20 protein-coding genes are annotated in these 22,113 nt (G+C 73.0%); 7 read left to right on the top strand and 13 right to left on the bottom strand.

Translation table 11 applies throughout. The features are described 5' to 3' along the window. Positions 1 to 49: 49 nt before the first annotated feature. Positions 50 to 2,422 carry an ATP-binding cassette domain-containing protein gene (locus JAV76_RS00395; protein ID WP_198732043.1) on the top strand — a complete coding sequence of 791 codons (2,373 nt, stop codon included), beginning with the start codon at positions 50 to 52 and terminating at the stop codon, positions 2,420 to 2,422. A 33-nt stretch (positions 2,423 to 2,455) separates the two neighbouring features. Here JAV76_RS00395 and JAV76_RS00390 read toward each other — a convergent pair whose 3' ends face one another. Genes JAV76_RS00390 through JAV76_RS00375 form a run of 4 tightly spaced genes read right to left on the bottom strand, consistent with a single transcriptional unit; the run spans position 2,456 to position 5,333 of the window. Then, complete coding sequence (locus JAV76_RS00390; RefSeq protein WP_198732042.1) at positions 2,456 to 2,758, bottom strand: DUF6457 domain-containing protein; 303 nt, start codon at positions 2,756 to 2,758, stop codon at positions 2,456 to 2,458. Next, positions 2,755 to 3,381, bottom strand: a complete 627-nt coding sequence (mobA, locus tag JAV76_RS00385) for a molybdenum cofactor guanylyltransferase (protein ID WP_198732041.1) — start codon at positions 3,379 to 3,381, stop codon at positions 2,755 to 2,757. The genes JAV76_RS00390 and mobA overlap by 4 nt, the downstream gene beginning before the upstream one ends. After that, complete coding sequence (locus JAV76_RS00380; RefSeq protein ID WP_198732040.1) at positions 3,378 to 4,610, bottom strand: molybdopterin molybdotransferase MoeA; 1,233 nt, start codon at positions 4,608 to 4,610, stop codon at positions 3,378 to 3,380. Before JAV76_RS00380 ends, mobA begins: the two co-directional genes overlap by 4 nt. A 9-nt stretch (positions 4,611 to 4,619) precedes the next feature. After that, positions 4,620 to 5,333, bottom strand: coding sequence for a winged helix-turn-helix transcriptional regulator (locus JAV76_RS00375; protein WP_198732039.1), 714 nt, complete (start codon positions 5,331 to 5,333; stop codon positions 4,620 to 4,622). 89 nt (positions 5,334 to 5,422) lie between these two features. Between JAV76_RS00375 and JAV76_RS00370 the strand changes: the two genes are divergently transcribed. The 4 genes from JAV76_RS00370 (at position 5,423) to JAV76_RS00355 (ending at position 8,426) form a co-directional block, all read left to right on the top strand. Next, complete coding sequence (locus tag JAV76_RS00370) at positions 5,423 to 6,094, top strand: maleylpyruvate isomerase family mycothiol-dependent enzyme (RefSeq protein ID WP_198732038.1); 672 nt, start codon at positions 5,423 to 5,425, stop codon at positions 6,092 to 6,094. Further along, positions 6,091 to 6,759 carry a maleylpyruvate isomerase family mycothiol-dependent enzyme gene (locus tag JAV76_RS00365; protein ID WP_198732037.1) on the top strand — a complete coding sequence of 223 codons (669 nt, stop codon included), beginning with the start codon at positions 6,091 to 6,093 and terminating at the stop codon, positions 6,757 to 6,759. Before JAV76_RS00370 ends, JAV76_RS00365 begins: the two co-directional genes overlap by 4 nt. 47 nt (positions 6,760 to 6,806) lie before the next feature. Then, a complete protein-coding gene (locus tag JAV76_RS00360) occupies positions 6,807 to 7,358 on the top strand; it encodes a pyridoxamine 5'-phosphate oxidase family protein (protein ID WP_198732036.1) in 552 nt (183 codons plus the stop codon). Positions 7,359 to 7,532: 174 nt separating this feature from the next. After that, positions 7,533 to 8,426 carry a VOC family protein gene (locus JAV76_RS00355; protein WP_198732404.1) on the top strand — a complete coding sequence of 298 codons (894 nt, stop codon included), beginning with the start codon at positions 7,533 to 7,535 and terminating at the stop codon, positions 8,424 to 8,426. A gap of 37 nt (positions 8,427 to 8,463) precedes the next feature. Here the strand turns inward: JAV76_RS00355 and JAV76_RS00350 are convergent, their stop codons facing one another. From JAV76_RS00350 to JAV76_RS00330, 5 genes are all read right to left on the bottom strand, one after another. Then, positions 8,464 to 9,342 carry a hypothetical protein gene (locus tag JAV76_RS00350; protein WP_198732035.1) on the bottom strand — a complete coding sequence of 293 codons (879 nt, stop codon included), beginning with the start codon at positions 9,340 to 9,342 and terminating at the stop codon, positions 8,464 to 8,466. A 146-nt stretch (positions 9,343 to 9,488) separates the two neighbouring features. After that, entirely contained in the window at positions 9,489 to 10,502 is a 1,014-nt protein-coding gene (locus JAV76_RS00345) for a LacI family DNA-binding transcriptional regulator (RefSeq protein ID WP_198732034.1), read from the bottom strand. A gap of 69 nt (positions 10,503 to 10,571) precedes the next feature. After that, positions 10,572 to 11,486 (bottom strand): carbohydrate ABC transporter permease, encoded by a 915-nt coding sequence (locus JAV76_RS00340; RefSeq protein WP_198732033.1) that lies wholly within the window; start codon positions 11,484 to 11,486, stop codon positions 10,572 to 10,574. 1 nt (position 11,487) lies between these two features. Further along, positions 11,488 to 12,432: a carbohydrate ABC transporter permease gene (locus tag JAV76_RS00335; RefSeq protein WP_372402927.1), complete on the bottom strand. Its 945-nt coding sequence runs from the start codon at positions 12,430 to 12,432 to the stop codon at positions 11,488 to 11,490. An 86-nt stretch (positions 12,433 to 12,518) separates the two neighbouring features. After that, positions 12,519 to 13,820, bottom strand: coding sequence for an ABC transporter substrate-binding protein (locus tag JAV76_RS00330; protein ID WP_198732032.1), 1,302 nt, complete (start codon positions 13,818 to 13,820; stop codon positions 12,519 to 12,521). A gap of 227 nt (positions 13,821 to 14,047) precedes the next feature. Here JAV76_RS00330 and JAV76_RS00325 point away from each other — a divergent pair, with 227 nt between their 5' ends. After that, positions 14,048 to 16,132: a beta-galactosidase gene (locus tag JAV76_RS00325; RefSeq protein ID WP_198732031.1), complete on the top strand. Its 2,085-nt coding sequence runs from the start codon at positions 14,048 to 14,050 to the stop codon at positions 16,130 to 16,132. Positions 16,133 to 16,174: 42 nt separating this feature from the next. On the opposite strand, the gene JAV76_RS00320 is transcribed toward JAV76_RS00325, so the two are convergent. Continuing rightward, on the bottom strand, positions 16,175 to 17,596 hold the full coding sequence (locus JAV76_RS00320; RefSeq protein ID WP_198732030.1) for a serine hydrolase: 1,422 nt from the start codon (positions 17,594 to 17,596) through the stop codon (positions 16,175 to 16,177). A 94-nt stretch (positions 17,597 to 17,690) separates the two neighbouring features. Between JAV76_RS00320 and JAV76_RS00315 the strand changes: the two genes are divergently transcribed. Next, complete coding sequence (locus JAV76_RS00315; protein WP_198732029.1) at positions 17,691 to 18,203, top strand: ASCH domain-containing protein; 513 nt, start codon at positions 17,691 to 17,693, stop codon at positions 18,201 to 18,203. Positions 18,204 to 18,256: 53 nt separating this feature from the next. Here the strand turns inward: JAV76_RS00315 and JAV76_RS00310 are convergent, their stop codons facing one another. Genes JAV76_RS00310 through JAV76_RS00300 form a run of 3 tightly spaced genes read right to left on the bottom strand, consistent with a single transcriptional unit; the run spans position 18,257 to position 22,061 of the window. Beyond that, the gene (locus tag JAV76_RS00310) at positions 18,257 to 19,300 is read right to left on the bottom strand and encodes an ABC transporter ATP-binding protein (protein WP_198732028.1); all 1,044 of its coding nucleotides are present in this window, start codon (positions 19,298 to 19,300) and stop codon (positions 18,257 to 18,259) included. Further along, positions 19,300 to 21,009: an ABC transporter permease gene (locus JAV76_RS00305; RefSeq protein WP_372402926.1), complete on the bottom strand. Its 1,710-nt coding sequence runs from the start codon at positions 21,007 to 21,009 to the stop codon at positions 19,300 to 19,302. Before JAV76_RS00305 ends, JAV76_RS00310 begins: the two co-directional genes overlap by 1 nt. Further along, on the bottom strand, positions 20,973 to 22,061 hold the full coding sequence (locus tag JAV76_RS00300) for a thiamine ABC transporter substrate-binding protein (protein ID WP_198732027.1): 1,089 nt from the start codon (positions 22,059 to 22,061) through the stop codon (positions 20,973 to 20,975). Before JAV76_RS00300 ends, JAV76_RS00305 begins: the two co-directional genes overlap by 37 nt. Positions 22,062 to 22,113 lie beyond the last annotated feature (52 nt).

Genomic DNA, 22,113 nt, shown 5'->3' with positions numbered 1-22,113 from the left:
CCGGGCACGCACCCTGTGCAGGTGGAGCCTGGGGTGGCACGATCAGGAGGTGACCAGCCGAGCGCAGGAGATCCACGCCGCCGACAGCCACGACGTCCTGCGGGTGCAGGGGGCGCGGGAGAACAACCTCCGCGACGTGAGCGTCGAGATCCCCAAGCGACGGCTCACCGTCTTCACCGGGGTGTCCGGGTCCGGGAAGAGCTCCCTGGTGTTCGCGACCGTCGCCGCGGAGTCGCGGCGCATGATCAACGAGACGTACAGCGCGTTCCTCCAGGGCTTCATGCCGTCGCAGTCCAGGCCCGACGTGGACGTCCTCGAGGGCCTCACCACGGCCATCGTCGTCGACCAGGAGCGCATGGGTGCCAACCCGCGGTCCACGGTGGGCACCGCGACCGACGCGAACGCCCTCCTGCGCATCCTGTTCAGCCGGCTGGGGGACCCGCACGTCGGCTCCCCGCAGGCGTTCTCGTTCAACGTGGCGTCCATGAGCGGGGCGGGCGCGGTGACGTTCGAGACGGGCGGCCGGTCCGTCAAGGAGCGTCGCGAGTTCACCGTCACCGGGGGCATGTGCCCCCGGTGCGAGGGCACGGGCCGGGTGACGGACATCGACCTCACCCAGCTGTACGACGACTCGAAGTCCCTCGCCGAGGGGCCCTTCACCATCCCCGGGTACAGCGCCGACGGCTGGTACGGACGGATCTACTCGAACAGCGGGTTCTTCGACCCCGACAAGCCGATCCGCGACTTCACCAGGCGCGAGCTCGACGACCTCCTCCACAAGGAACCCACCAAGATCAAGGCCGACGGCATCAACGTCACCTACGAGGGGCTCATCCCCAAGCTGCAGAAGTCCATCCTGTCCAAGGACCGCGAGGCGATGCAGCCGCACGTGCGGGCCTTCGTCGACCGGGCCGTGACCTTCACGCGGTGCCCGGAGTGCGACGGCACCCGCCTCAACGAGGGCGCGCGGTCCTCGAAGGTCGCCGGGATCAGCATCGCCGAGGCGTGCGCAATGCAGATCAGCGACCTCGCCGCGTGGGTGCGCGGCCTCGACGAGCCGTCCGTCGCCCCCCTGCTGTCCACGCTCTCCGCGACGCTCGACTCGTTCGTCGACATCGGCCTCGGGTACCTGTCCCTCGACCGGCCCGCAGGGTCCCTCTCGGGCGGGGAGTCGCAGCGCACCAAGATGATCCGCCACCTCGGGTCCGCGCTCACGGACGTCACGTACATCTTCGACGAGCCCACCATCGGGCTGCACCCGCACGACGTGCAGCGCATGAACGCCCTCCTCCTGCAGCTGCGGGACAAGGGCAACACCGTCCTCGTCGTCGAGCACAAGCCGGAGACGATCGAGATCGCCGACCACGTCGTCGACCTCGGACCCGGGGCCGGCAACGCCGGTGGGACGCTCTGCTACGAGGGCCCCGTCGACGGGCTGCGCAGCAGCGGCACCCTCACCGGGCGCCACCTCGACGACCGCGCGAAGGTCAAGGACACCGTTCGTGAACCCACGGGTGCCCTCGAGATCCGGGGCGCACGGCAGAACAACCTCCAGGACGTGGACGTGGACGTCCCCACCGGTGTCCTCACGGTCGTCACCGGCGTCGCCGGGTCGGGCAAGAGCTCCCTCATCCACGGGAACCTCGCGCGCCGCGACGGTGTGGTGGTCGTGGACCAGGGCGCCATCCGGGGTTCCCGACGCTCCAACCCCGCCACGTACACGGGTCTCCTCGAGCCCGTCCGCAAGGCGTTCGCCAAGGCCAACGGCGTCAAGCCCGCCCTGTTCAGCGCCAACTCCGAGGGCGCGTGCCCCACGTGCAACGGGGCCGGGGTGGTGTACACCGAGCTCGGGGTCATGGAGACCGTCGCCACCACGTGCGAGGAGTGCGAGGGCCGACGCTTCCGGGCCGAGGTCCTCGACTACCGGCTGGGCGGCAGGAACATCGCCGAGGTCCTCGAGATGCCCGTCACCGAGGCGCTCGAGCTCTTCGGGTCTGGGGAGACCCGCATCCCGGCCGCGCGGACCGTCCTCGACCGGCTCGCCGACGTCGGCCTCGGGTACCTGCGCCTCGGCCAGCCGCTCACCACCCTGTCGGGCGGTGAGCGGCAGCGGCTGCGCCTCGCCACCCACATGGGGGGCGACGGCGGTGTCTACGTCCTCGACGAGCCCACGACGGGCCTGCACCTCGCGGACGTGGAGAACCTTCTGGGCCTCCTCGACCGCCTCGTCGACTCCGGCAGGACGGTCGTCGTCGTCGAGCACCACCAGGCCGTCATGGCCCACGCCGACTGGATCATCGACCTCGGTCCCGGCGCCGGGCACGACGGCGGGCGCGTCGTCTTCGAGGGCACGCCCGCGGACCTCGTGGCCGCGCGGTCCACGATCACCGGGGAGCACCTCGCGGCGTACGTCGGCGGCTGACGCGCCGGGTGGGAGGGCTGCTCCGCCGGGCCGTCAGCCGGTGATGCCGGGCTGCTGGTCCGCGCTGCGCAGCGCGAGAGCGCTCGCGACCGCGAGGACGTCCGCGACCGGCCGGCCGCTCACCCCGGCCGCGTACCCGACCATGAACGTCGTCAGGGGGGCTGCCGGGCGCTCGACGTTGTGCGCGGCGTCGCGCGCCACGTCGAGGACCCCCTTGAGGTCGACGACGGCCGGATCGATGCCGAGCTCAGCGGCGAGGGCGTCGACCCACGCGGGGAGGGTCGATTCGGCTGGGTCGGTCGCGCCGTCCGTGCCGGGGGTGGTGAGGTCGGTCATGGTGCGGAGTCCTCCTCGAGGCGGCGAGCCGTGCGCTCGACATCGTCCCACGTGTCCACGTCGAGGCTCAGGCCGTCCGGGTCGTCGACCGTGGCGAGCGCGAGGTGCCCGACGAGCCGGCGCACCGGCGCGTCCCGGAGACCGCCCGGCTCGCCGACCACCCCGCGGACCGCGCGTCGCAGCGCCGCCCGCGAGTACACGCCGACGAGCCACTGGGCGCGCCCGTCCGCCTCGACGTGCACGCCCTCGGTGCCGTCGGTGCGCGCCGACCACGCGTCGAGCAGACGCGGCACCAGCCGGCGTGCCCACGGGACGTCGCACGCGAGGAGCAGCACGGGGCGGTCGGCGTCGAGCGGCACGTGCTCGTCGAGCCACGCGAGTCCCGCGGCGATCCCCGCCACGGGTCCGCCGTACGGCGGGTCCTCCTGCGTGACCCCGATGCCCGGGGTCGCGGCGCCCGCGCCCAGGACGCCCTCCGGGCCGACGACCACCACGGCCCGCGCGTCGTGCACCGCGTCGAGGGCGTGGTCGAGCAGGCGCCGCCCGGCGACCACGACGGCCGGCTTGTCCCCGCCGATCCGCTGCCCCCGGCCACCCGCGAGGACCACCGCGTCGTGCGTCACGGCAGGAGCACCACGGTCACGTCGTCGCCCGCCACCACCTCGGTGGTGTCGGCGGGCACCACGGCCAGCCCGTCGGCGAGCGCGAGGCTCGCCACGAGGTGCGACCCGGAGCCGCGCCCGGTGGCCGGGACCACGCCACCGTCGACGGTGCGCACGGGCATGTGCTGCTCGCGCCCGGGCGGCGACCGCCAGCCCTCGACGGCGCGCAGGACCACGGTGGGGCGGTGCTCGTCGGCGTGCCCCGCGAGGCGCCGCAGCACGGGCCGCACGAACGCCTCGAACGACACGAACGCGCTCACCGGGTTGCCCGGCAGCGTGATGACGGGGGTGCCCTGCCACGTGCCGAGACCCTGGGGCTTGCCGGGCTGCATGGCCACGGGCACGAACTCCACGTCCCCCGCGGCGTCGAGGACCTCGCGGACCACGTCGAACGCCCCGACGCTCACACCACCCGTGGTGACCACGAGGTCGACGCTCGCCGCGAGCTGGGTGAGCGCGGCCGCGAAGGACGCGGCGTCGTCGCCGACCCCGCCCACACGCACCGCGATCCCGCCGGCCTCCTCGACGGCGGCCGCGAGGAGGTAGGAGTTGGAGTCGGGGATCTGCCCGCGCTCCAGGGGCGTCCCCGGGGTGACGAGCTCCGTCCCCGTCGACAGGATCCCCACGCACGGGCGCGGACGGACGGTCACCTCGGGGCAGCCGGCGCTCGCGGCGGCCGCGACGGCGCGCGCTGTGAGGACCGCACCCTCGTCGAGGACGACGTCCCCGGCACGGGTGTCCTCCCCGGCGCGGCGGACGTGGACCCCGGGCGCGGCAGCCGCCCGGACCGCGACGTGCGCGGGCAGGTCGCCGGGACCCGTGGGCACGTCGGTGTGCTCGACGGGCACGACGGCCGTGGCGTCCGTCGGGAGGGGCGCCCCGGTCATGATGCGGACGGCCTCGCCGGGCCGGAGGGGCGGGTCGGTGGGTGACCCGGCGGGGACGTCGCCCACCACGCGGAGCGTCACGGGCGCGTCGGGCGAGGCGCCCGTGACGTCGCCGGCGTGGACCGCGAAGCCGTCCATCGCGGAGTTGTCGAACGGCGGGGTGTCCGTGGCTGCCACCACGGGCGAGGCGAGGACGAGCCCGTGGGCGTCGCCGAGCGGCATGCGGTGGGCGGGCAGCGGGGAGCACAGGGCGAGGGCGCGCTGCTGGTGCTCTCGGACGGTGCGCAGCGGAGCGGAGGCCATGCACCCACCCTAGGGGCGACGCACCTGGAGGCAGGTCGCGTCGATCAGCCTGCGGACCGCGGCTGGGCTACCCGTGGTCCGGACGTCGGGGAGGCCCTCGAGGGGCGCGCCACCGATGATGCACGCCTTCCAGTCCGTCGTGGTCGCCCATGCCTCGGCGTCGACCGGCCCGGGATCCGGCGACCGCACGACGGTGGTGGCGTCGTCGGTCAGGCGCGCCAGGTACGTCACGGGCTCCGCGCCGGGGCGCCGGGAGTCGGTGAGGTGGAGCGCGACGCGCTCCTCCGCCGCGCCGGGCTCGCCCGCCACCCGCCGGCCGCGCCCGGGGACCGGGCGGGCGTGGGCGCGCATCGCGAGGACCACGGTGTCGGGGCTCATCCCGGCCTCGAGCGGCAGCGTGGGGGACGCGACGGCCCAGCGGGAGAGCGCGGTGTTCACGGCCTCGAGCTCGTGGCCCCATGCGGTGAGCCCGTACGCCTCGACCCGGCCGGGGCCGGGGAGCCGGCGACGGTCGACGACCCCGACGTCCTCGAGGTCGTGCAGGCGCTGGGTGAGGACGGCCGGCCCGATCCCGAGGACGTCCCGCTGGAGGTCGGTGAACCGCTTGGGGCCGAGGAGGAGCTCGCGGACCACGATGAGCGTCCACCGCTCGCCGACGAGGTCGAGCGCGTGGGCGGCGGCGCAGCCGTCGTCGTAGGAGCCGTACGTCCGCCGAGAAGCCATTGACAGATCGTACTACGATTGCAGTAGCGTCTGCTTCAGTGTTCGTAGCGCCGATCCCGGTGGCCGGACCCGCCAGAGACGGAGACGACATGCGAGCAGGGGCAGCAACGGTCTGGGAGGACGTCCACGCGGAACGCCGACGGCTCCTCGACGACCTCACCGGGGTGTCGGACGCGGCGTGGCGCACGCCCTCGCTCTGCCCCGGCTGGGACGTGCACGACGTCGTCGCGCACCTCGTCGACACCGCCCGCACGGGGCGGGTCTCCTTCGTCCGCGACCTCCTCGCCGCACACATGGACTTCGACCGCGCCAACGCGCGGGGGATCGCCCGGCACAAGCGCGACGACCCGCGGGCCACGCTCGGCGCGCTCCGGGACGCGGTGGACCTCACCCGGACCCCTCCCGTGAACCTCGCCACCCGGCTCGTCGAGGCCGTCGTCCACGGCGAGGACGTCCGACGTCCCCTCGGCATCCCCGGCGCCTACCCGGCGCGGGCCGTCACGCAGGCCCTCGCCTACCAGCTCCGCACCCCCGTCACTTTCGGGGGCGGGCGCGAGCGCGCCGCCGGGCTGCGCCTCGTCGACCGCAGCACCGGCGAGTCGTGGGGAACGGGAGAGGGCGTGGCGGCCGACGCGGTCGACCTGCTCCTCGCCGTCTCCGGGCGCCCCGTGCCGCAGGAGAGGTTCGACGGGCCGGGCGCGCCCCGCCTCGTGCTCGCTGCACAGCCCGTCCCGACGACCCAGCAGGAGGGTGACCGATGAGCGGCACGACGGGCGGACCGGTCCGCAGCGACACCGAGCTCTGGGCGTTCGTCCACGAGGAGCGCGCCGCGCTCGCGGAGGACCTCGCCGACCTGGTGCCCGAGCAGTGGCGGCACGCCACCCTGTGCGGGCGGTGGGACGTCGAGGAGGTCGTCGCGCACCTCGTCGCGGCGGCGAGCACCGGCCGGTGGGCGTGGCTGCGGAGCATCGTGGGTGCGCGCTTCCGCACCGACGTGCACAACCAGCGGCGCATGACCGAGCACCGCGGCGCGACGCCCGCGGAGACCTTCGAGCGGTTCCGTGCCGTCGTCACCAGCACGGTGGCGCCCACGGGTCACACCGCCGCCTACCTGGGCGAGGTGCTCGTCCACGCCCAGGACGTCCGGCGCCCCCTCGGCATCGCCCGCACGCCGGGGGTCGACGCGCTCACCGCGGTCGCCGACTTCTATGTTCGGGAGAACTTCGCCGTGAACAGCCGCACCATGGCCGCCGGCGTCGAGCTGCGCGCCGACGACGGCCCGTTCGTGGCGGGTTCCGGCCCGCTGGTGACCGGGTCGACGCTCGCCCTCGTCATGGCCATGGCCGGGCGTGAGGCGTACCTCGACGAGCTCGACGGGCCCGGTGTGCCGGTGGTGCGCCGGAACATCGAGGCCGCGGCCCGATGACCGGCCGCGTCGTTCACTGCGGCACGGCCCTCCGCTAGGGTCCAGGCATGGGCAAGCTCTTCGAGGAGATCGACGACACGTTGCGGCGCTGGATCGCGGCGCAGCCGATGTGGTTCGTCTCGACCGCGCCGCTGGCGGCCGACGGCCACATCAACGTCTCGCCCCGGGGCGCGGACTCGTTCTCGGTCCTGGGCCCGCGGCGCGTGGGCTGGGTGGACCTCACGGGCAGTGGGGTGGAGACCATCGCCCACCTGCGTGAGAACGGTCGCATCTGCATCATGTTCACGTCGTTCGACCAGCGCCCACGGATCGTGCGGCTGCACGGCCTCGGGCACGTCCACCTCCCGGGGACCTCGGCCTTCGAGGAGGTCGTCGCACTGCACCCCTCGCACGTGAGCACCCGCGCGGTGATCACCGTCGACGTCGACCGGGTGAGCGACTCGTGCGGCTGGGGCGTGCCGGTCATGGACGTCGTGACCCAGGAGCGCGACCTCCTGCGTCAGTCCGCCGAGAAGAAGGGCGTGGACGGGTTGGCCGAGTACCGGTCGCAGAAGAACGCGACGAGCATCGACGGGCTGCCCGGGCTGCCCGGGCTCTGACGGGTCGCCGGCTCGGCCTCGAGCATAATGCTTGACGTCTCAACTATTGAATGGTGAACTGGTTGCTCCACCGAAGGAGTCCCCATGAGCCGCACCATGATCGTCCCCGGCGCCACGAACGGCGCCGCCGCCCTCGATGCCACACCGACGCCTCGCACGCCGTCGGGCGACCTCATGGCCGCCGCCACCACCATGGACGCCGTGACCCTGTACGTCCGTGACCTCGACGCCATGGTCGCCTTCTACACGACGGCCATCGCGCTCGACGTGGTCGACGCCGCACCGGGCGCCACGTCCGCCGCGGGGGACCGCCGCGACGGCGTCGTCACCCTGGGCCGGGGGACCACGCCGCTCGTCGTCCTGCGGCACGCGCCCGACATGCCGGCGCCGCAGCGCGGCTCCGCGGGGCTCTTCCACACGGCGATCCTCTTCGAGACCCGCACCGACCTCGCGGCGACGATGCTCCGCGTCGCCCAGCACGCCGCACCCCTCTACACGGGCAGCGCCGACCACCTCGTCTCCGAGGCGTTCTACCTCGACGACCCGGAGGGCAACGGCATCGAGCTCTACGTCGACCGGCCGCGCGACCAGTGGCGCTGGGACGGTGACTGCGTCGTCATGGACAGCCTGCCCCTCGACCCGAACGCGTTCGTCCAGGAGCACCTCACCACGGCCGCGGCCGACGCCCCCCAGGCCTCGGCGGCGACCGTCGGGCACGTCCACCTCCAGGTGGGCGACGTGGAGTCGGCCCGCCGCTTCTACGTGGACACCCTGGGCTTCGCGGCGACCGCCGAGATGCCGAGCGCCCTGTTCGTGTCCGCGGGCGGCTACCACCACCACATGGCGATGAACACGTGGCGGTCCATGGGCGCCGGGCCGCGCGCCGTGACCCTCGGCCTCGGCGAGGTGTCCCTCGTGGTCCCCACCGCCGACGACGTCGCCGCCCTCACGGACCGCCTCGCCCACCACGGCGTCCGCGCCGAGGTCGACGGTGCCGGCACCCCCGACGCCGTCCTGAGGTTCGACGACCCCTGGCGCAACCGCCTCGCGGTGTCCGTCGGAGCCTGAGGGACGGGCGGCACGCGCGCCCCGGGGGCGCGAGGTCCTACCTGAGGAGCGAGGGTCGGTAGAGGACCACGCGGTACTCGACGATGTCCTCCGTCGCGCTCAGGGGCTGGTAGGCGAACCCGTTGCCGTCGCCGTTCCCGGCGAGCGTGGCCGGGACGTCGTACGTGGCCGTGCCGCCGACCTCGAGCGACCCGTCGGGGGTGGCGACGAACCTGCCGACCACCGACCCTGAGCCGTCGAGCCCCTCGATGAAGAGGATGTCGTCGCCCGCGCCCTCCGGGGCGTCGTCCAGGACCCCGTTCTTCGTGACCGTCACCGGGAGCACAGCGGCTGCGCCCTCGCCCGTGATCTCCCCGAACTCGACATCCGCGTCGTAGTGGTGGGTCACGGGGGCGGTGCTCACCTGGTGCACCGTCGCCGCCAGGGTCTCGGTCGGGGCGGCAGCCTCGGAGTCGCCGTCGAACGTGAACTCCGAGTCCAGGTCGAAGATCTGCAGCTCCGCCGTCTGGCCCGGCTCGAGCACCACGGTCCCGCCGCCGTCCATGTAGCCGTCGTCGCTCCCGGTCACGGAGACCACGACGTTGATCCGGCAGGCGGCGTCGAGCGGGTTCGTCACAGTGAGCGGGAGGTAGTGGCGCCACGTGAGGCCGTGGACGGCGGCACCCTCGTCCTGTGCCGCGGTGACCTCCCCGACGGTCGCGAAAGTCTCCATCTCGGCGGCGTCCGTGATGGAGTTCTGGTCGGGGCAGGCGTCGGTCCCGGTGTCCTCGGCGGCGCTCGCGCTCTCCGACGGGGCCGAGGAAGAGGCCGCCGGGGCGGGCGTCTCGCTGTCGGAGCACGCCCCGAGAAGCACGGCGAGAGCCGTCGCTGCCACGATCCCGCGGACCGCGGTCCTCGTCGTCGTCGTCCTGCTCATCCCACGCACCTTCCTCGTCGACACCCTTGCCCGACCGGGAAGGCGGCACCCACCCTAGCCCTCACGCGAGGGCCCCTGGCACGGGAGGCGCGGGAAACCGGGCCATACGTCGCATCATGCCGCTCGGCCTGAGTGCCGAAGGGGAGCTAGGTGCTCTCGCGCTCCACGAGGGACGTCGGGAGCGTCACGGCGGCGGGGTCCTGGCCGTCGATGACCTCGAGGAGCAGGCGCACCATCTCGGAGCTGATGCGCTCGAACGGCTGGCGCATGGTGGTGAGCGGCGGATCCAGGGTCGCGGCGAGGCCGGAGTCGTCGAAGCCGCCGACGGACACGTCGCCCGGGATGGTGCGCCCCGTCTCGCGGATGGCGCTCATCGCCCCGGCTGCCATGAGGTCCGACGCGACGAACACCCCGTCGATGTCCGGGTGCTCCGCGAGGAGACCGTGCATGGCGTCCTTGCCGCCCTGGCGCGTGTAGTCGGCGTGCGCCACGAGCGCAGGGTCGTAGAGGTCGCCCAGGGCGTCGCGGAACCCGCGCAGGCGCATCGTGCCGCCCGGGGTGTCCATCGGACCGGTGACCGTCGCGATCCGCGTGCGACCGCGGGACAGCAGGTGCTCGGTCATCTTCCGCGCCCCACCCGCGTCGTCCGCCGACACGAACCCGACGGCGTCCTCGTACCCCATGGGCACGCCGCACGCGATGGTCGGCACCGCGTGCGACAGCAGCGACTTCACCATCGGGTTGCCCTGGTGCGACGAGATGAGGAGCACCCCGTCGACGTGGCCCGCGGTGATGTACTCCGTGATGGTGCGCCGCTCCTCCGGGGTGCCCGCGACCATGAGGAGCAGCGGCATCTTCCGCCGCGCCAACGCCTCAGCGGCGCCCCGCAGGAGGATGGAGAAGTTCGGGTCCTCGAACAGCAGGTGCTGCGGCTCCGTGAGGAGGAACGCCACCGAGTTCGAGCGGCCCGTCGCGAGCGACCGCGCGTGCTGGTTCATGGAGTACCCGGTGGTGCGGATGGCCTCCTCCACGGCGGCCAGCGCCTCCGGCGACACCCAGTGACCGCCGTTGATGACCCGCGACACCGTCCCGCGCGACACCCCGGCCGCGGCCGCGACGTCGCGGATCGTCGGACGCTTGCGTCCCGTCCCAGCTTCCATCTCAGGCTCCACGATCCCCGACTCTAGGCCAGGACGACGCGCGCCCCGGCTCCGCCCCCGCACCCACCGTCAGCTCTTCACCGCGCCGGCGGCCAGGTCGACCTGCCAGTAGCGCTGCAGCGTGAGGAACAGGGCGATGAGGGGGATGATCGACAGCAGCGCACCCGTGATGACGGACGTGTACATGGCGGGCTGCGACGCCCCCTGGTTGAGCAGGCCCGACAGGCCCACGGTGAGGGGGAACAGCTTGTCGTCGCCGAGCATGATGTACGGCAGCATGTAGTTGTTCCAGATGCCGACGAACTGGAAGAGGAACACCGTCACCAGGCCCGGGGCCATCATGGGGACCGCGATGGAGCGGAAGATCTTCAGCTCCTTGGCGCCGTCCGTGCGGGCGGCCTCGACCACGTCGTCCGGGACGGCCGCCGCCGCGTAGATGCGCGCCAGGTAGATGCCGTACGGGCTGATGATGCTCGGCAGGAGCACCGCCCAGTACGTGTTGGTGAGCCCCACCTGCGCGAAGAGCAGGTACTGCGGGATGGCGAGGACGACGGCGGGCACGAGGACCCCGGCGAGGAGCGTGTTGAACACGACCTTCTTGCCGGTGAACGAGTACTTCGCCAGGCCGTACCCGGCCATCGCCGACACGATCGTCGACAGCAGCGCCCCGACGCCCGCGTAGAGGGCGGTGTTCGCCATCCACCGCCAGAACAGGCCGCCGCGGTAGGCGGCGAGGTCGGCGACGTTGTCCAGGAGGAACGTCGACGGGGCGAACGTGAACGTGGAGAACAGCTCCGCCGCGCTCTTGCTCGACGCGACGAGCACCCACACCACGGGCAGGAGGCAGTAGAGCGCCCCGATGAGCAGGATGCCGGTGGCCGCCCAGCTGGGACGGTCGTGCCCCCGGCCGCGGCGGTCGCCGCCCTTGCCGGACGGGGCGGCGATCGGGGTCCCGGGCGCTGACCGGTCGAGGAGGTCGCTCATGTCACTTCTCCTGGTTGAAGGCGCGGTTCTGCACGAGGCGCAGGAACCCGAACGAGAGGATGAAGGTCGCGGCGGCGATGATGATCGACGTGGCCGCGGCCGAGTAGATGTCGTCCCGCGTGAACGCGTCGCGGTACACCTTCATGAGGGGGGACCACGTGGTGGAGATGGTGTTGGTCAGCGGCCGCAGCGTCACCGGTTCCGCGAACACCTGGAGCGTGGCGATCATGGAGAAGACGAACGTCATGATGAGCGACGGCAGCACGATCGGGACCTTGATGCGCAGGGCGATCATCCGCTCCGTCGCGCCGTCGATGCGGGCAGCCTCGTAGATGTCCGTGGGGATCGCCTTGAGGGCCGTGTAGATGACGATCATGTTGAAGCCCACACCACCCCACAGGGCGATGTTCGCGATCGCGAAGAGGATCCACCGCGACGACAGCAACGTCGGGGCGTCCCAGCCCAGCTGCTCGAAGACGTAGTAGAACGGGCTCACCGCGGGCAGGTACAGGAACCCCCACAGCAGCGACGAGATCACGGCGGGCACCGCGTACGGCAGGAAGATCGAGATCCGCGAGAAGCCCGTGGCGCGCGCCCCGCGCGAGTCGAGGAGCAGGGCGAAGAGGAGCGCGAGGACGATCATCGTGGGGACGAGCACCAGGCCGTACAGGCCCACGCGCCCGACGCTGGCCAGGAACTCGGAGTCGGCGAGGGCGCGGCCGTAGTTCTCGAGCCCTGCCCACACCTCGGTGCGGGCGCCGGACCCGAGGCCCAGCCCGCTGACCTTCACCGTGCGCAGGCTCAGGTAGGCGGCGTACCCGATGGGCAGCGCCATGAAGAGCGTGAAGAGCGTGATGGCGGGCCCCAGGAACATCCAGGGGGCGCCGGCGAGCCCGCGCTGCGCACGGCGGCGGCGGACGGGGGCTGGGGACGGGGACGTGGGCATGGTGCTCCAGGGGTGGGGGCGGGACGCGGCGCTCGGGGGAAGGGTGCCGCGCCCCGCCGGTCTGGTGGCCGGAGGTGAGGTGGAGGTCAGTCCGCCACGGAGAAGCCGGAGTCCACGAGGTTGCTGCGTGTGGTCTCCTGCATGGTCTCGACGGCGGCGACGAAGTCGGCCTTCGAGCGGGCCTCGGCGGCCTTCCCGAACTGGTCGTTGTACGCCGAGTAGGCGACGTTGACGTTGGGACCGTACGTGAACGAGCCGGCCGTCGAGGCGGTCTGCGCGGCGATCTCGTAGAAGTCCTCCTGGTTGGAGAAGAACTCGGGGGAGTCGCCCAGGGCCTCCTGGCCCGCGGAGTCGGCGGGGTAGATGCCGGAGATGTCGGCCAGCGCCTCGACACCCTCGGGTGAGGTGTTGAGCCACGTGACGAACTCCGCGGCCTCCTCCGGGTGCTCGGACTGGGTGGTCACGGCCGTGGCCGAACCGCCCCAGTTCCCGGTGGCGGGCTCGTCGGCGTCCCACTGCGGCATGGGTGCCATCTCCCACAGGCCCGCGGTGTCGGGGGCGTTCCCGGCGAGGACGCCCGGTGCCCAGACGGCGCTGAGCCACCCGATCTGGCTGCCGTCGTTGAGCGCGGCGTTCCACTCGGGCGTGTACATCGGCTTGTTGTCGATGACGCCCTCCTCGACGAGGCCGCCCCAGTACTCGGCGACGCGGAGCGTGGGCTCGTCGTCGACGGACACCTCCCACGAGTCGCCGTCTATGCTCCACCAGGACGCGCCGGCCTGCTGCGCGAGGCCCGTGAACCAGCCCGCGTCGGTGGCGGAGAACGTCCCGAGGTACTTCGACGGGTCGGCGGCGCGGACCTGCGCGGCGACGTCGGCGTACTCGTCCCACGTGGTCGGGACCTCGAGGCCGAGCTCGGCGAAGACGTCGGCGCGGTAGTAGAACTGCATGGGCCCGGAGTCCTGCGGCACGGCGTACACGGCGTCGGAGCCGAGGGTCACGGCGTTCCAGACGCCCTCGGGGAAGTGCCCGGCGACATCGTCGGCGAGGACGTCGGAGATGTCGGCCAGGGCGTCGGAGGAGACCATCGTCGGGATCGCCTGGTACTCGGCCTGCATGAGGTCGGGGGCACCTGAGCCGGCCTTGATGGCGGTGAGGAGCTTGGTGACCGCGGCGTCGCCGCCGTCCTGCTTGTTCACCGTCACCTGGATGTCGGGGTTCTGCTCGTTCCAGATGTCGACGACGGCCTCCATCTCGGGGGCCCACGTCCAGAAGGTCAGGGAGACGGGGCCGTCGCTCGAGTCGTCGCCCGAGCAGGCGGCGAGGCCGAAGGTGAGTGCTGCCGCGGTGGTGGCTGCGGCGAGGCGGGTGCCTGCGGTGAGGCGCATGGTTCCTCCTTGGTCGGTGACCACCGCATCGTTGCGGAGGCGTGCACGGCGCCGTGCGTCAGAACGACGATGTGCTGTGACCGGTCACAGTACCGGCACCCTGAGGACGTTTGTCAACCGTAGAAAAGTAGTGTTATCTCGTTGTTGCACAGTGCCGACGGAGCCTGTGAGCGTGCACAGCGGTGTGCGCAGCCCGCGAGCGAGTGCCGACATCGGCAAGGAGCGTCATGAGCGAGACACCCACCCACCCGTCCTCCCGGACCGCAGCCCCCACGGGCTGGCTGCCCGGCGTCGAGGCCGTCTGCTACGGCGGGGACTACAACCCCGAGCAGTGGCCCGAGGACGTGTGGAAGGAGGACGTCGTCCTCATGCGCGAGGCCGGCGTCAACCTCGTGAGCGTCGGCATCTTCTCCTGGGCGCGCCTCGAGCCCGAGCCCGGCCGGTTCGACCTCGACTGGCTCGACCGCCTCCTCGACCTCCTCCACTCCGCCGGCATCCGCGTCGACCTCGGCACACCCACCGCAGCCCCGCCCGCCTGGTTCTACGCCGCGCACCCCGACTCCCGCGTCGTCACCCGCGACGGCGTCACCCTCGGCCACGGGTCCCGCGGTATGCCCAGCCCCTCGTCACCCGCCTACCGCGAGGCCTGCGCGCGGATCACCCGGGCGCTCGCCGAGCGGTTCGGCAAGCACCCCGCCCTGGCGCTGTGGCACGTCCACAACGAGTACGGCGCCCCCGTCTCCGACAGCTACGACGAGCACAGCGTCCGCGCGTTCCGTCGCTGGCTCCGGGCCCGCTACGGCACGCTCGACGCCCTGAACACCGCCTGGGGCACCGCGTTCTGGGGCCAGTCCTACGGCGACTGGGAGCACATCGGTGCGCCCGCCGCCTCCGCGAGCGTCGTCAACCCCGCCCAGCGGCTCGACTTCGCCCGCTTCACGTCGGACGCGCTCCTCGAGTGCTTCACCGCCGAGCGGGACATCCTCCACGAGCTCGCCCCCGGCATCCCCGTGACCACGAACTTCATGGCGACGTCGTGCCCGTCCATGGACCTGTGGCGCTGGGCCGCCGAGGTCGACCTCGTGAGCAACGACCATTACCTCACCGCTGCCGACCCGCGGAACCAGGTGACCCTCGCCCTCGACGCCGACCTCACCCGGTCCCTCGCCGGCGGCAAGCCGTGGATCCTCATGGAGCACTCCACGTCGGGCGTGAACTGGCAGCCGCGCAACGTCGCCAAGCGGCGCGGCGAGATGGCCCGCAACGCCCTGTCCCACATGGGCCGCGGCGCCGACGCCATCCTCTTCTTCCAGTGGCGCGCCTCCCGCTCGGGCGCGGAGAAGTTCCACTCGGCGATGCTGCCCCACGCCGGTGCGTCGAGCCGCGTGTTCCGCGAGGTCACCGAGCTCGGGGCCACCCTCGGCGGCCTCACCGAGGTCATGGGGTCCACGGTCCGGCCCGACGTCGCGATCCTCTGGGACTGGGAGAGCTTCTGGGCGCAGGACCTCGAGTGGCGCCCCAGCGAGGACGTCTCCCACCGCGAGCGCATCACCGCGTTCTACGACCAGCTGTGGCGCGACAAGATCGCCACCGACGTCGTCCACCCCACGGCCGACCTGTCGGGGTACCGGCTGGTCCTCGCCCCGGCGTCGTACCTGCTCACCGACGCCGCCGCGCAGAACCTCCGGGAGTACGTGTCGGCGGGCGGCACGCTCGCCGTGTCGTTCTTCTCGGGCGTGGTCGACGAGCACGACGCGGTGCGTCCAGGTGGGTTCCTCGCGTCGCTCGACGACGTCCTCGGGGTGGGCGTGGACGAGTTCCTGCCGCTGCGCGAGGGCGAGACGGTGCGCCTGTCGGGCGGTGCCCTCGAGGGCGTCACCGCCGACGTGTGGGCCGACGACCTCGCGGTGCGCGAGGCCACTGTCGTCTCGACGTACGCGTCGGGCACCGAGGGCGGCCCGGCCGCCGGGCAGGCCGCGGTCACCCGGAACTCCTTCGGGGACGGCGCCGCCTGGTACGTGTCCACCCGGCTCACGGGCGAGGGGCTCACCGCGTTCCTCGACGAGGTGTACGTGGACGCCGGGCTCTCGCCCGACCGCGCCCTCCCGTCGGACGTCGAGACGGTGCGCCGCACCACGCCCGACGGCACGACGGACTACACGTTCGTCCTCAACCACACGGACGAGGCGGTCACCGTGCCCCTCCCGGGCGTGGTCGTGCCGACCGGCGCCGCACCGACGGGCGGCGAGGTGCAGGACAGTCACGTCGTCCCCGCAGGCGGCTCGCGCGTCATCCGCACCGTCCGGCGGTGACCTCCCGAGGGCGCACCGGTCCTCCCGGTGCGCCCTCGCGCGTCACTGCGCGGCGAGGCGCAGCGCGTCCTCCGCGATCCCTGCGAACCCGCTGACGTCCGCGACGGCCGCAGGCTGGTCGGACACCAGCTGGAGGGTCACGAGGTACGGCTCGCCGTCGGTGTTCTCCGCGTACCAGGAGCCGGCCAGCACGCCGGGCGCGCTGCCACCCTTGAACGCGACGTACGGCCAGGTGTCCGTCTCGACGTCGATCCCCGGGTTGGCCGACAGGATGTCGCGGACGGGAGCGCCCGCGTCCGTCCCGGCCATCTCCTGGAGGGCGTGGTGCGCGGCGCACAGGTCGTCGGACGTCGCGAACCAGTCGAGGCCGTCCTGCCACACCGGGTCCGTGACGGTCGCCGGGTCGATGTCGAGGATGCCCGCCGGCGCCTGCTCGAGGACCGCCAGCTGCTCCGCGTCGTCGAGGTCCGACCACGCACCCTCGAGCGGCGCCCCGCCCCACCCGAGCCAGAAGAGGTCGCGCGTCGACAGGAACGGCGAGTTCAGGGCCGGGGCGTGGTGCCCCATGCCCACCATCGCCGCCTCGACCGCCTCCCGGCCTACCGTCGCCATGAGGAGGTCGGTCGCCGTGTTGTCGCTCGCGGAGATCATCGCGGCCGCCGCGTCCTGGACGCGGACCTCCGTGCCCGCCGGCTCGTCCTGCAGCGTGCCCGACGGCAACGACTTCACGTCGTCGGTGAGCACGAGCATCGTGTCCCAGGTGAGGGTGCCCCCCTCGACTGCGTCGACGACCGCACCGAGCACGTACAGCTTGAACACGGACCCCATGGGCAGGGCGTCCGACGTGGAGCCCGACTCGTGGACCGGCGCGCACGTCCCGTCGTCCTCGAGGGTGGCTACCCGCAGGGCGGCGTCCGCGCCGGTGAAGTCCTCGAGCATGCCGTCGAGCTCGTCCCAGTCGGCTGCGGGGGGACGCTCCGGGTCGTGGCCGGGGGTGAAGAGCAGACCGGCGATGAGGTCCTGCTCGTCGACGACCACCTGGACGTCGAGGAAGGTCCCGTCCTCACCGCGCACGGTGACGAGGGCGTGCGTCCCGTCGTCCTCCGACGCGACCGGCGTCCACGGGCCGCTGAGCGCGAGCTGCTCGAAGATCGCGACGAGCTCGGAGGGCTCCGCCGCCGCGAGCATCTCCTCCGACAGCAAGGACCGCACGACGTCGACCGACGCCAAGTCGCCGTCGATCTGGTCGAGGACCCACGCGGTCCGCTCACCGAGGACTCCCGTGGGGAGAGTGGTCGTCCCGGGGGTCTCGGTGGGGCTCTGCGTCTGCGTCGAGGGCGCGGTGGCGTCCCCGTCGGAGCAGCCGGAGAGCGCCAGGGCGGAGACGGTGAGGACGCTCGCGAGCGTCCACCACCGTCCGGGCCGTCGTCGGGAGGAGGGGCCGGACGGTGGTGTGGCGCGCATGCGACGACCCTAGCAACGCCCGGCTCGCGCGCATCCGCGCGGTTCGTCCCCGCGCGCCGTGCGGATGTGCGCGGGGGTCTGAGAACATCTGCGCATGGACAGCAGAACGCCCCCGGCCCCGCTCGACACCGACGCCGCCGAGGCCATGTGGCGGGAGTACGCGGCAGCGCGCCCACGGGCCGTCGCCGCGTGCCGGGACCGCACGGTCGAACGCTTCGGTGACTCCGCAGAGCTCGCCGACGAGCTCCTCGGTCTCGTGCTCGACGGCACCAAGCGGGCCACGGCCGAGCTCGTCGCGGAGTTCGCCCACCGCGACGACCCGCTGCCCCGCGTCGGGTCGCACTGGGTGGTGTGCGACGGTGCCGGTGCGCCGCGTGCGGTGCTGCGCAGCACCGAGCTGCGCATCGGCACGTTCGGGAGCGTCGACGCGGCGTTCGCGCACGACGAGGGCGAGGACGACCGCACCCTCGCCAGCTGGCGGGTGGAGCACCGCCGGTACTGGGAGCGCACCTGCGCGGCCCGGGGCGCGGTGTGGTCCGAGGACGACGAGATCGTCCTCGAACGGTTCAGCGTCGTGTGGCCGCCCGAGGTCGCCGACCGCGCCTGACCCGAACGGTCGACGGTCCCTCCGCCGGGATGCGCGCCGGACCTTCCGCCAGGTCAGCCGGCGAGCGTGGCCGTGCGGGACTCGTCGAGGACGACGTGGACGCTCGCCCCGGGCCGGACCTCGCCGACGACCGGCGGTCCTGAGGGCGTGACCGCCGTGCAGCGCACCGTGCCCTCGCCCAGGTCCACGTCCACCGTCACCTCGGTGCGTCCTCGCCGGAACGCGCTTCCGACGACGGTTGCAGCCCACCGCCCGGTCGGTGGCGTTGGCCCGGCCGAGCCGTCGTCGAGGACCAGCCCGTCCGGGGCGACGGCGACGGACGGCTCCCCGGCCGTACCGGGGACGAATGCCTGGTACCCGAGGAAGGTCGCCACCTCCCGGTCGGCGGGCGCAGCCCAGAGAGCGGCGGGCGTGTTCACCTGGAGGAGGGTGCCCCGCGCCATGACGGCGACGCGGTCCGCGACGGCGAACGCCTCGTCGTGGTCGTGCGTGACGAACAGCGCGGTCGTGCCCGTCGCGGCGAGGACGCCGCGCAGGTCCGTGGCGAGGCGCTCGCGCAGGGCGCGGTCGAGGGCGGACAGCGGCTCGTCGAGGAGCAGCAGCCGCGGCTGCGGTGCTAGGGCGCGTGCGAGGGCGACGCGCTGGCGCTCGCCGCCGGACATCGTGGAGACGGACCGGTCGCCGCTGCCCGGCAGGCCCACGAGCTCGAGGAGCTCCGCGACGCGCGTCCGCCGCTCCTCGCGCGGGACGTTGCGGTTGCGCAGCCCGTACGCGACGTTGCCCGCGACGTCGAGGTGTGCGAAGAGCTGTCCGTCCTGGAACATCAGACCGAAGCCGCGCTCGTGCACAGGGCGGCCCGCCACGTCGTCGCCGTCCCACACGACGCGGCCCGTCGCGACGGGCTCGAGGCCGGCGACGGCGCGCAGCAGGCTCGACTTGCCGCACCCGCTGGGCCCCAGGAGGGCCACGACCTCACCGTGCCCCACGGTGAGGGAGACGTGGTCGACGGCCGTGCGCGCCCCCTCGTCGCGCCGCCCGGCGGCCGGGTAGGTGACGCTCACGGCGTCGACCACGAGGCCCTCGGTGCTCGGTCCCATCAGAACTCTCCTGTCCTCTCGCCGCGCAGGCGCTCGGCGACCAGCATGACGGTCGCGGTGACGACGGCGAGCACCACGGACGCCGCGAGCGCCATGCCGTAGTTCTCCGCCCCGGGCCGCCCGATGAGCCGGAAGATGACGATCGGCAGGGTCGCCGTGTCCGGCCGGGCGAGGAACGACGTGGCACCGAACTCCCCGAGCGACACGGCGAACGCGAACCCGACGGCGAGCCCCAGGGAGCGCGCGGCGACGGGCCAGTCGACGGTGGCGAGCACGCGCCCGGGCGAGGCACCGAGGGTCGCGGCGACCTCGCGCTGGCGCGGGTCCACGGCCCGCAGCACTGGCAGGACGGTGCGCACCACGAGGGGGGTCGCGACGACGGCCTGCGCGAGGGGCACGAGCAGCCCGGACGTCCGCAGGTCCACGTCGAGCCCGAGCGGCCGGTCGAGGGTGATGAGGAACCCGAACCCGACGGTCACGGCCGACACCCCGAGCGGCAGCATGACGACGGCGTCGAGGACGGACACGGCGCGCCGGGCGTGCGGGGAGCGGGGTCGGCGGGACACGACGAGCGCGACGAGCCCCCCGACGACGACCGCGACGGCGGCGGCCAGGGCGGCCGTGCGCAACGACGTCGCGGTCGCCTCCCACACGGTCACGGTGAGGGCGTTGCGCCCGCCGGTGGTGCCCAGTGCGACGTAGTTGCCCAGCCCCCACCCGTCGGGTGTGCGCAGCGACTGGAGCACGAGGTTGCCCAGCGGCCACGCGAGGAGCAGCGTGACCACGGCGGCGGTGACAGCCACCGGGAGGGCGTCGGTGCGGCGCAACGGGCGCGACGACCGTGTCGCGGGGGACAGGGCGAGGGCGTGCTCGCGACGGGACCGCGCGCGGGCGGCGGCCCACAGGGCCGCGGTGACGATGACGAGCTGCACGACGGACAGCACCGCCGCGGTGCGCAGGTCGAGGAACTGGACGGTCTGCATCCAGATCTCCGTCTCGACCGTCGCGTACCGCTGACCGCCGAGGACGAGGACCACCCCGAACGCCGTCGCGCAGAACAGGAAGACCACGGCACCCGCCGACGTGATGGCGGGCGCCAGCGCGGGCAGCGTCACGGTGCGGAAGGCCCGTGCCGGGCTCGCGCCGAGGGCCCGTGCCGCCTGCTCGGCCCGTGGGTCCAGGTGCTCCCACAGCCCGCCGACGGTGCGCACCACCACGGAGTAGTTGAAGAAGACGAGCGCGAGCACGATCGCCGCGAACGTCCCGTCGAGCCCGAGGCCGCCGAGCGGACCGGACTCGGCGAGCAGCGCGCGGAACGCCACGCCCACCACGACGGTGGGCAGCACGAACGGCACGGTGACCAGCGCCCGGACCAGCGTGCGCCCCGGGAAGGTGCACCGGTAGAGGACGTACGCGCCGGGGATCCCGAGGAGCAGGGACAGGACGCTGCCGACGAGGGCCTGCCCCAGGGTGAGACCGATGATCCGCCACGTGCGTGGCTCGGTGAACACCTCCCGGAAGCCGGTGAGGTCCAGCGCGCCGTCCGCGACGAAGCCGCGTCCGACGAGCGTGGCCACCGGCCACGCGAAGAACAGGCCGAGGAACGCGAGGGGCACCCCCGCGGCGAGCGCCCAGGCGGCGGTGGCCCGCCACCCGGTGCGCCCGGCGGTCGTCAACCGATCACCGACGCGGTCCAGTCCTTGATCCACGCCTCGCGGTTCTCCGAGATCTCGGCGGGGTCGAGCTCGACGGGGGCGTCGGGCACGGGGGCGAAGTCCGTCCACTCCCCGGGGATCTCGGCGTCCTCGTTCACGGGGTACACGTACATGCCGGTGGGGATCTCCGACTGGAACTGCTCGCCGAGCAGGAAGTCGATGACCTGCTGCCCGCCCTCGGGGTTGTCGGCGCCGCTGAGGACGCCCGCGTACTCGACCTGTCGGAAGCACGTGTCGAGGAGCGCAGACGTGGTGGTGCTGCTGCCGTCCTCGCTCACGGTGAAGGCCGGGGACGAGGCGTAGGACAGCACGATGGGCCGGTCGCCGCCGGACGTCGTGAAGTCCACGTAGTAGGCGTCCTCCCAGCCCTCGACGACCTTGAGGCCGTTGTCGGACAGGCTCTGCCAGTAGTCGAGGTACCCGTCCTCGCCGAACTCGCCGACCGTCGCGAAGAGGAACGCGAGGCCCGGGCTCGAGGTGGCGGGGTTGGTGACGACGGTGAGGTCCGCGTACTCGGGCTTCGTGAGGTCCTCGAGGCTCACGGGCTCGAGGACGCCGTTCGACTCGAACCACGAGTCGTCGATGTTCAGGCACACGTCGCCGTAGTCGATGGCGGTGAGGGCGCCGGAGTCGTCCGCGGCGAGCTCCTCGGACAGCGCCGGCTGCACGGGGGAGGTGTAGGGCTCGAAGACGCCCTCGTCGACGGCGCGCGACGCGAACGAGCTGTCGATGCCGAACGCCACGTCGCCCAGCGGCGAGTCCTTGGTGAGCACGAGCTTGTTCGCGAGCGCCCCGCCGTCACCGGTGGTGATGACGTTCATGGTGAGGCCGGTCTCCTCCTCGAAGGCGGCCTTGGCCTCGTCGCTGATGACGAACGAGTCGTGGACGACGACGTCGACCGTGCCCTCGCCCCCTGCCCCGTCGGTGCTGTCGTCCGACGCGGTCGCGCACCCGGCGAGCGCCAGGGTGGTGCCGAGCGCGACGAGCGCGACGGCGGGGCGCCTGCGGGCCCCGGTGGTGCGGTTCTGCTGTGTGCGGTGCTGCATGTCCTGCGTCCTCCTGTGGACCGTCAAGCCTGAGGAGGGGTTCCACGAATGC

This window comes from Sanguibacter suaedae, assembly GCF_016342785.1.
Taxonomy (GTDB): domain Bacteria; phylum Actinomycetota; class Actinomycetes; order Actinomycetales; family Cellulomonadaceae; genus Sanguibacter; species Sanguibacter suaedae.
The sequence above is the reverse complement of the archived record's forward strand: the minus strand, read 5'-3'. Positions and strand labels throughout refer to the sequence as shown.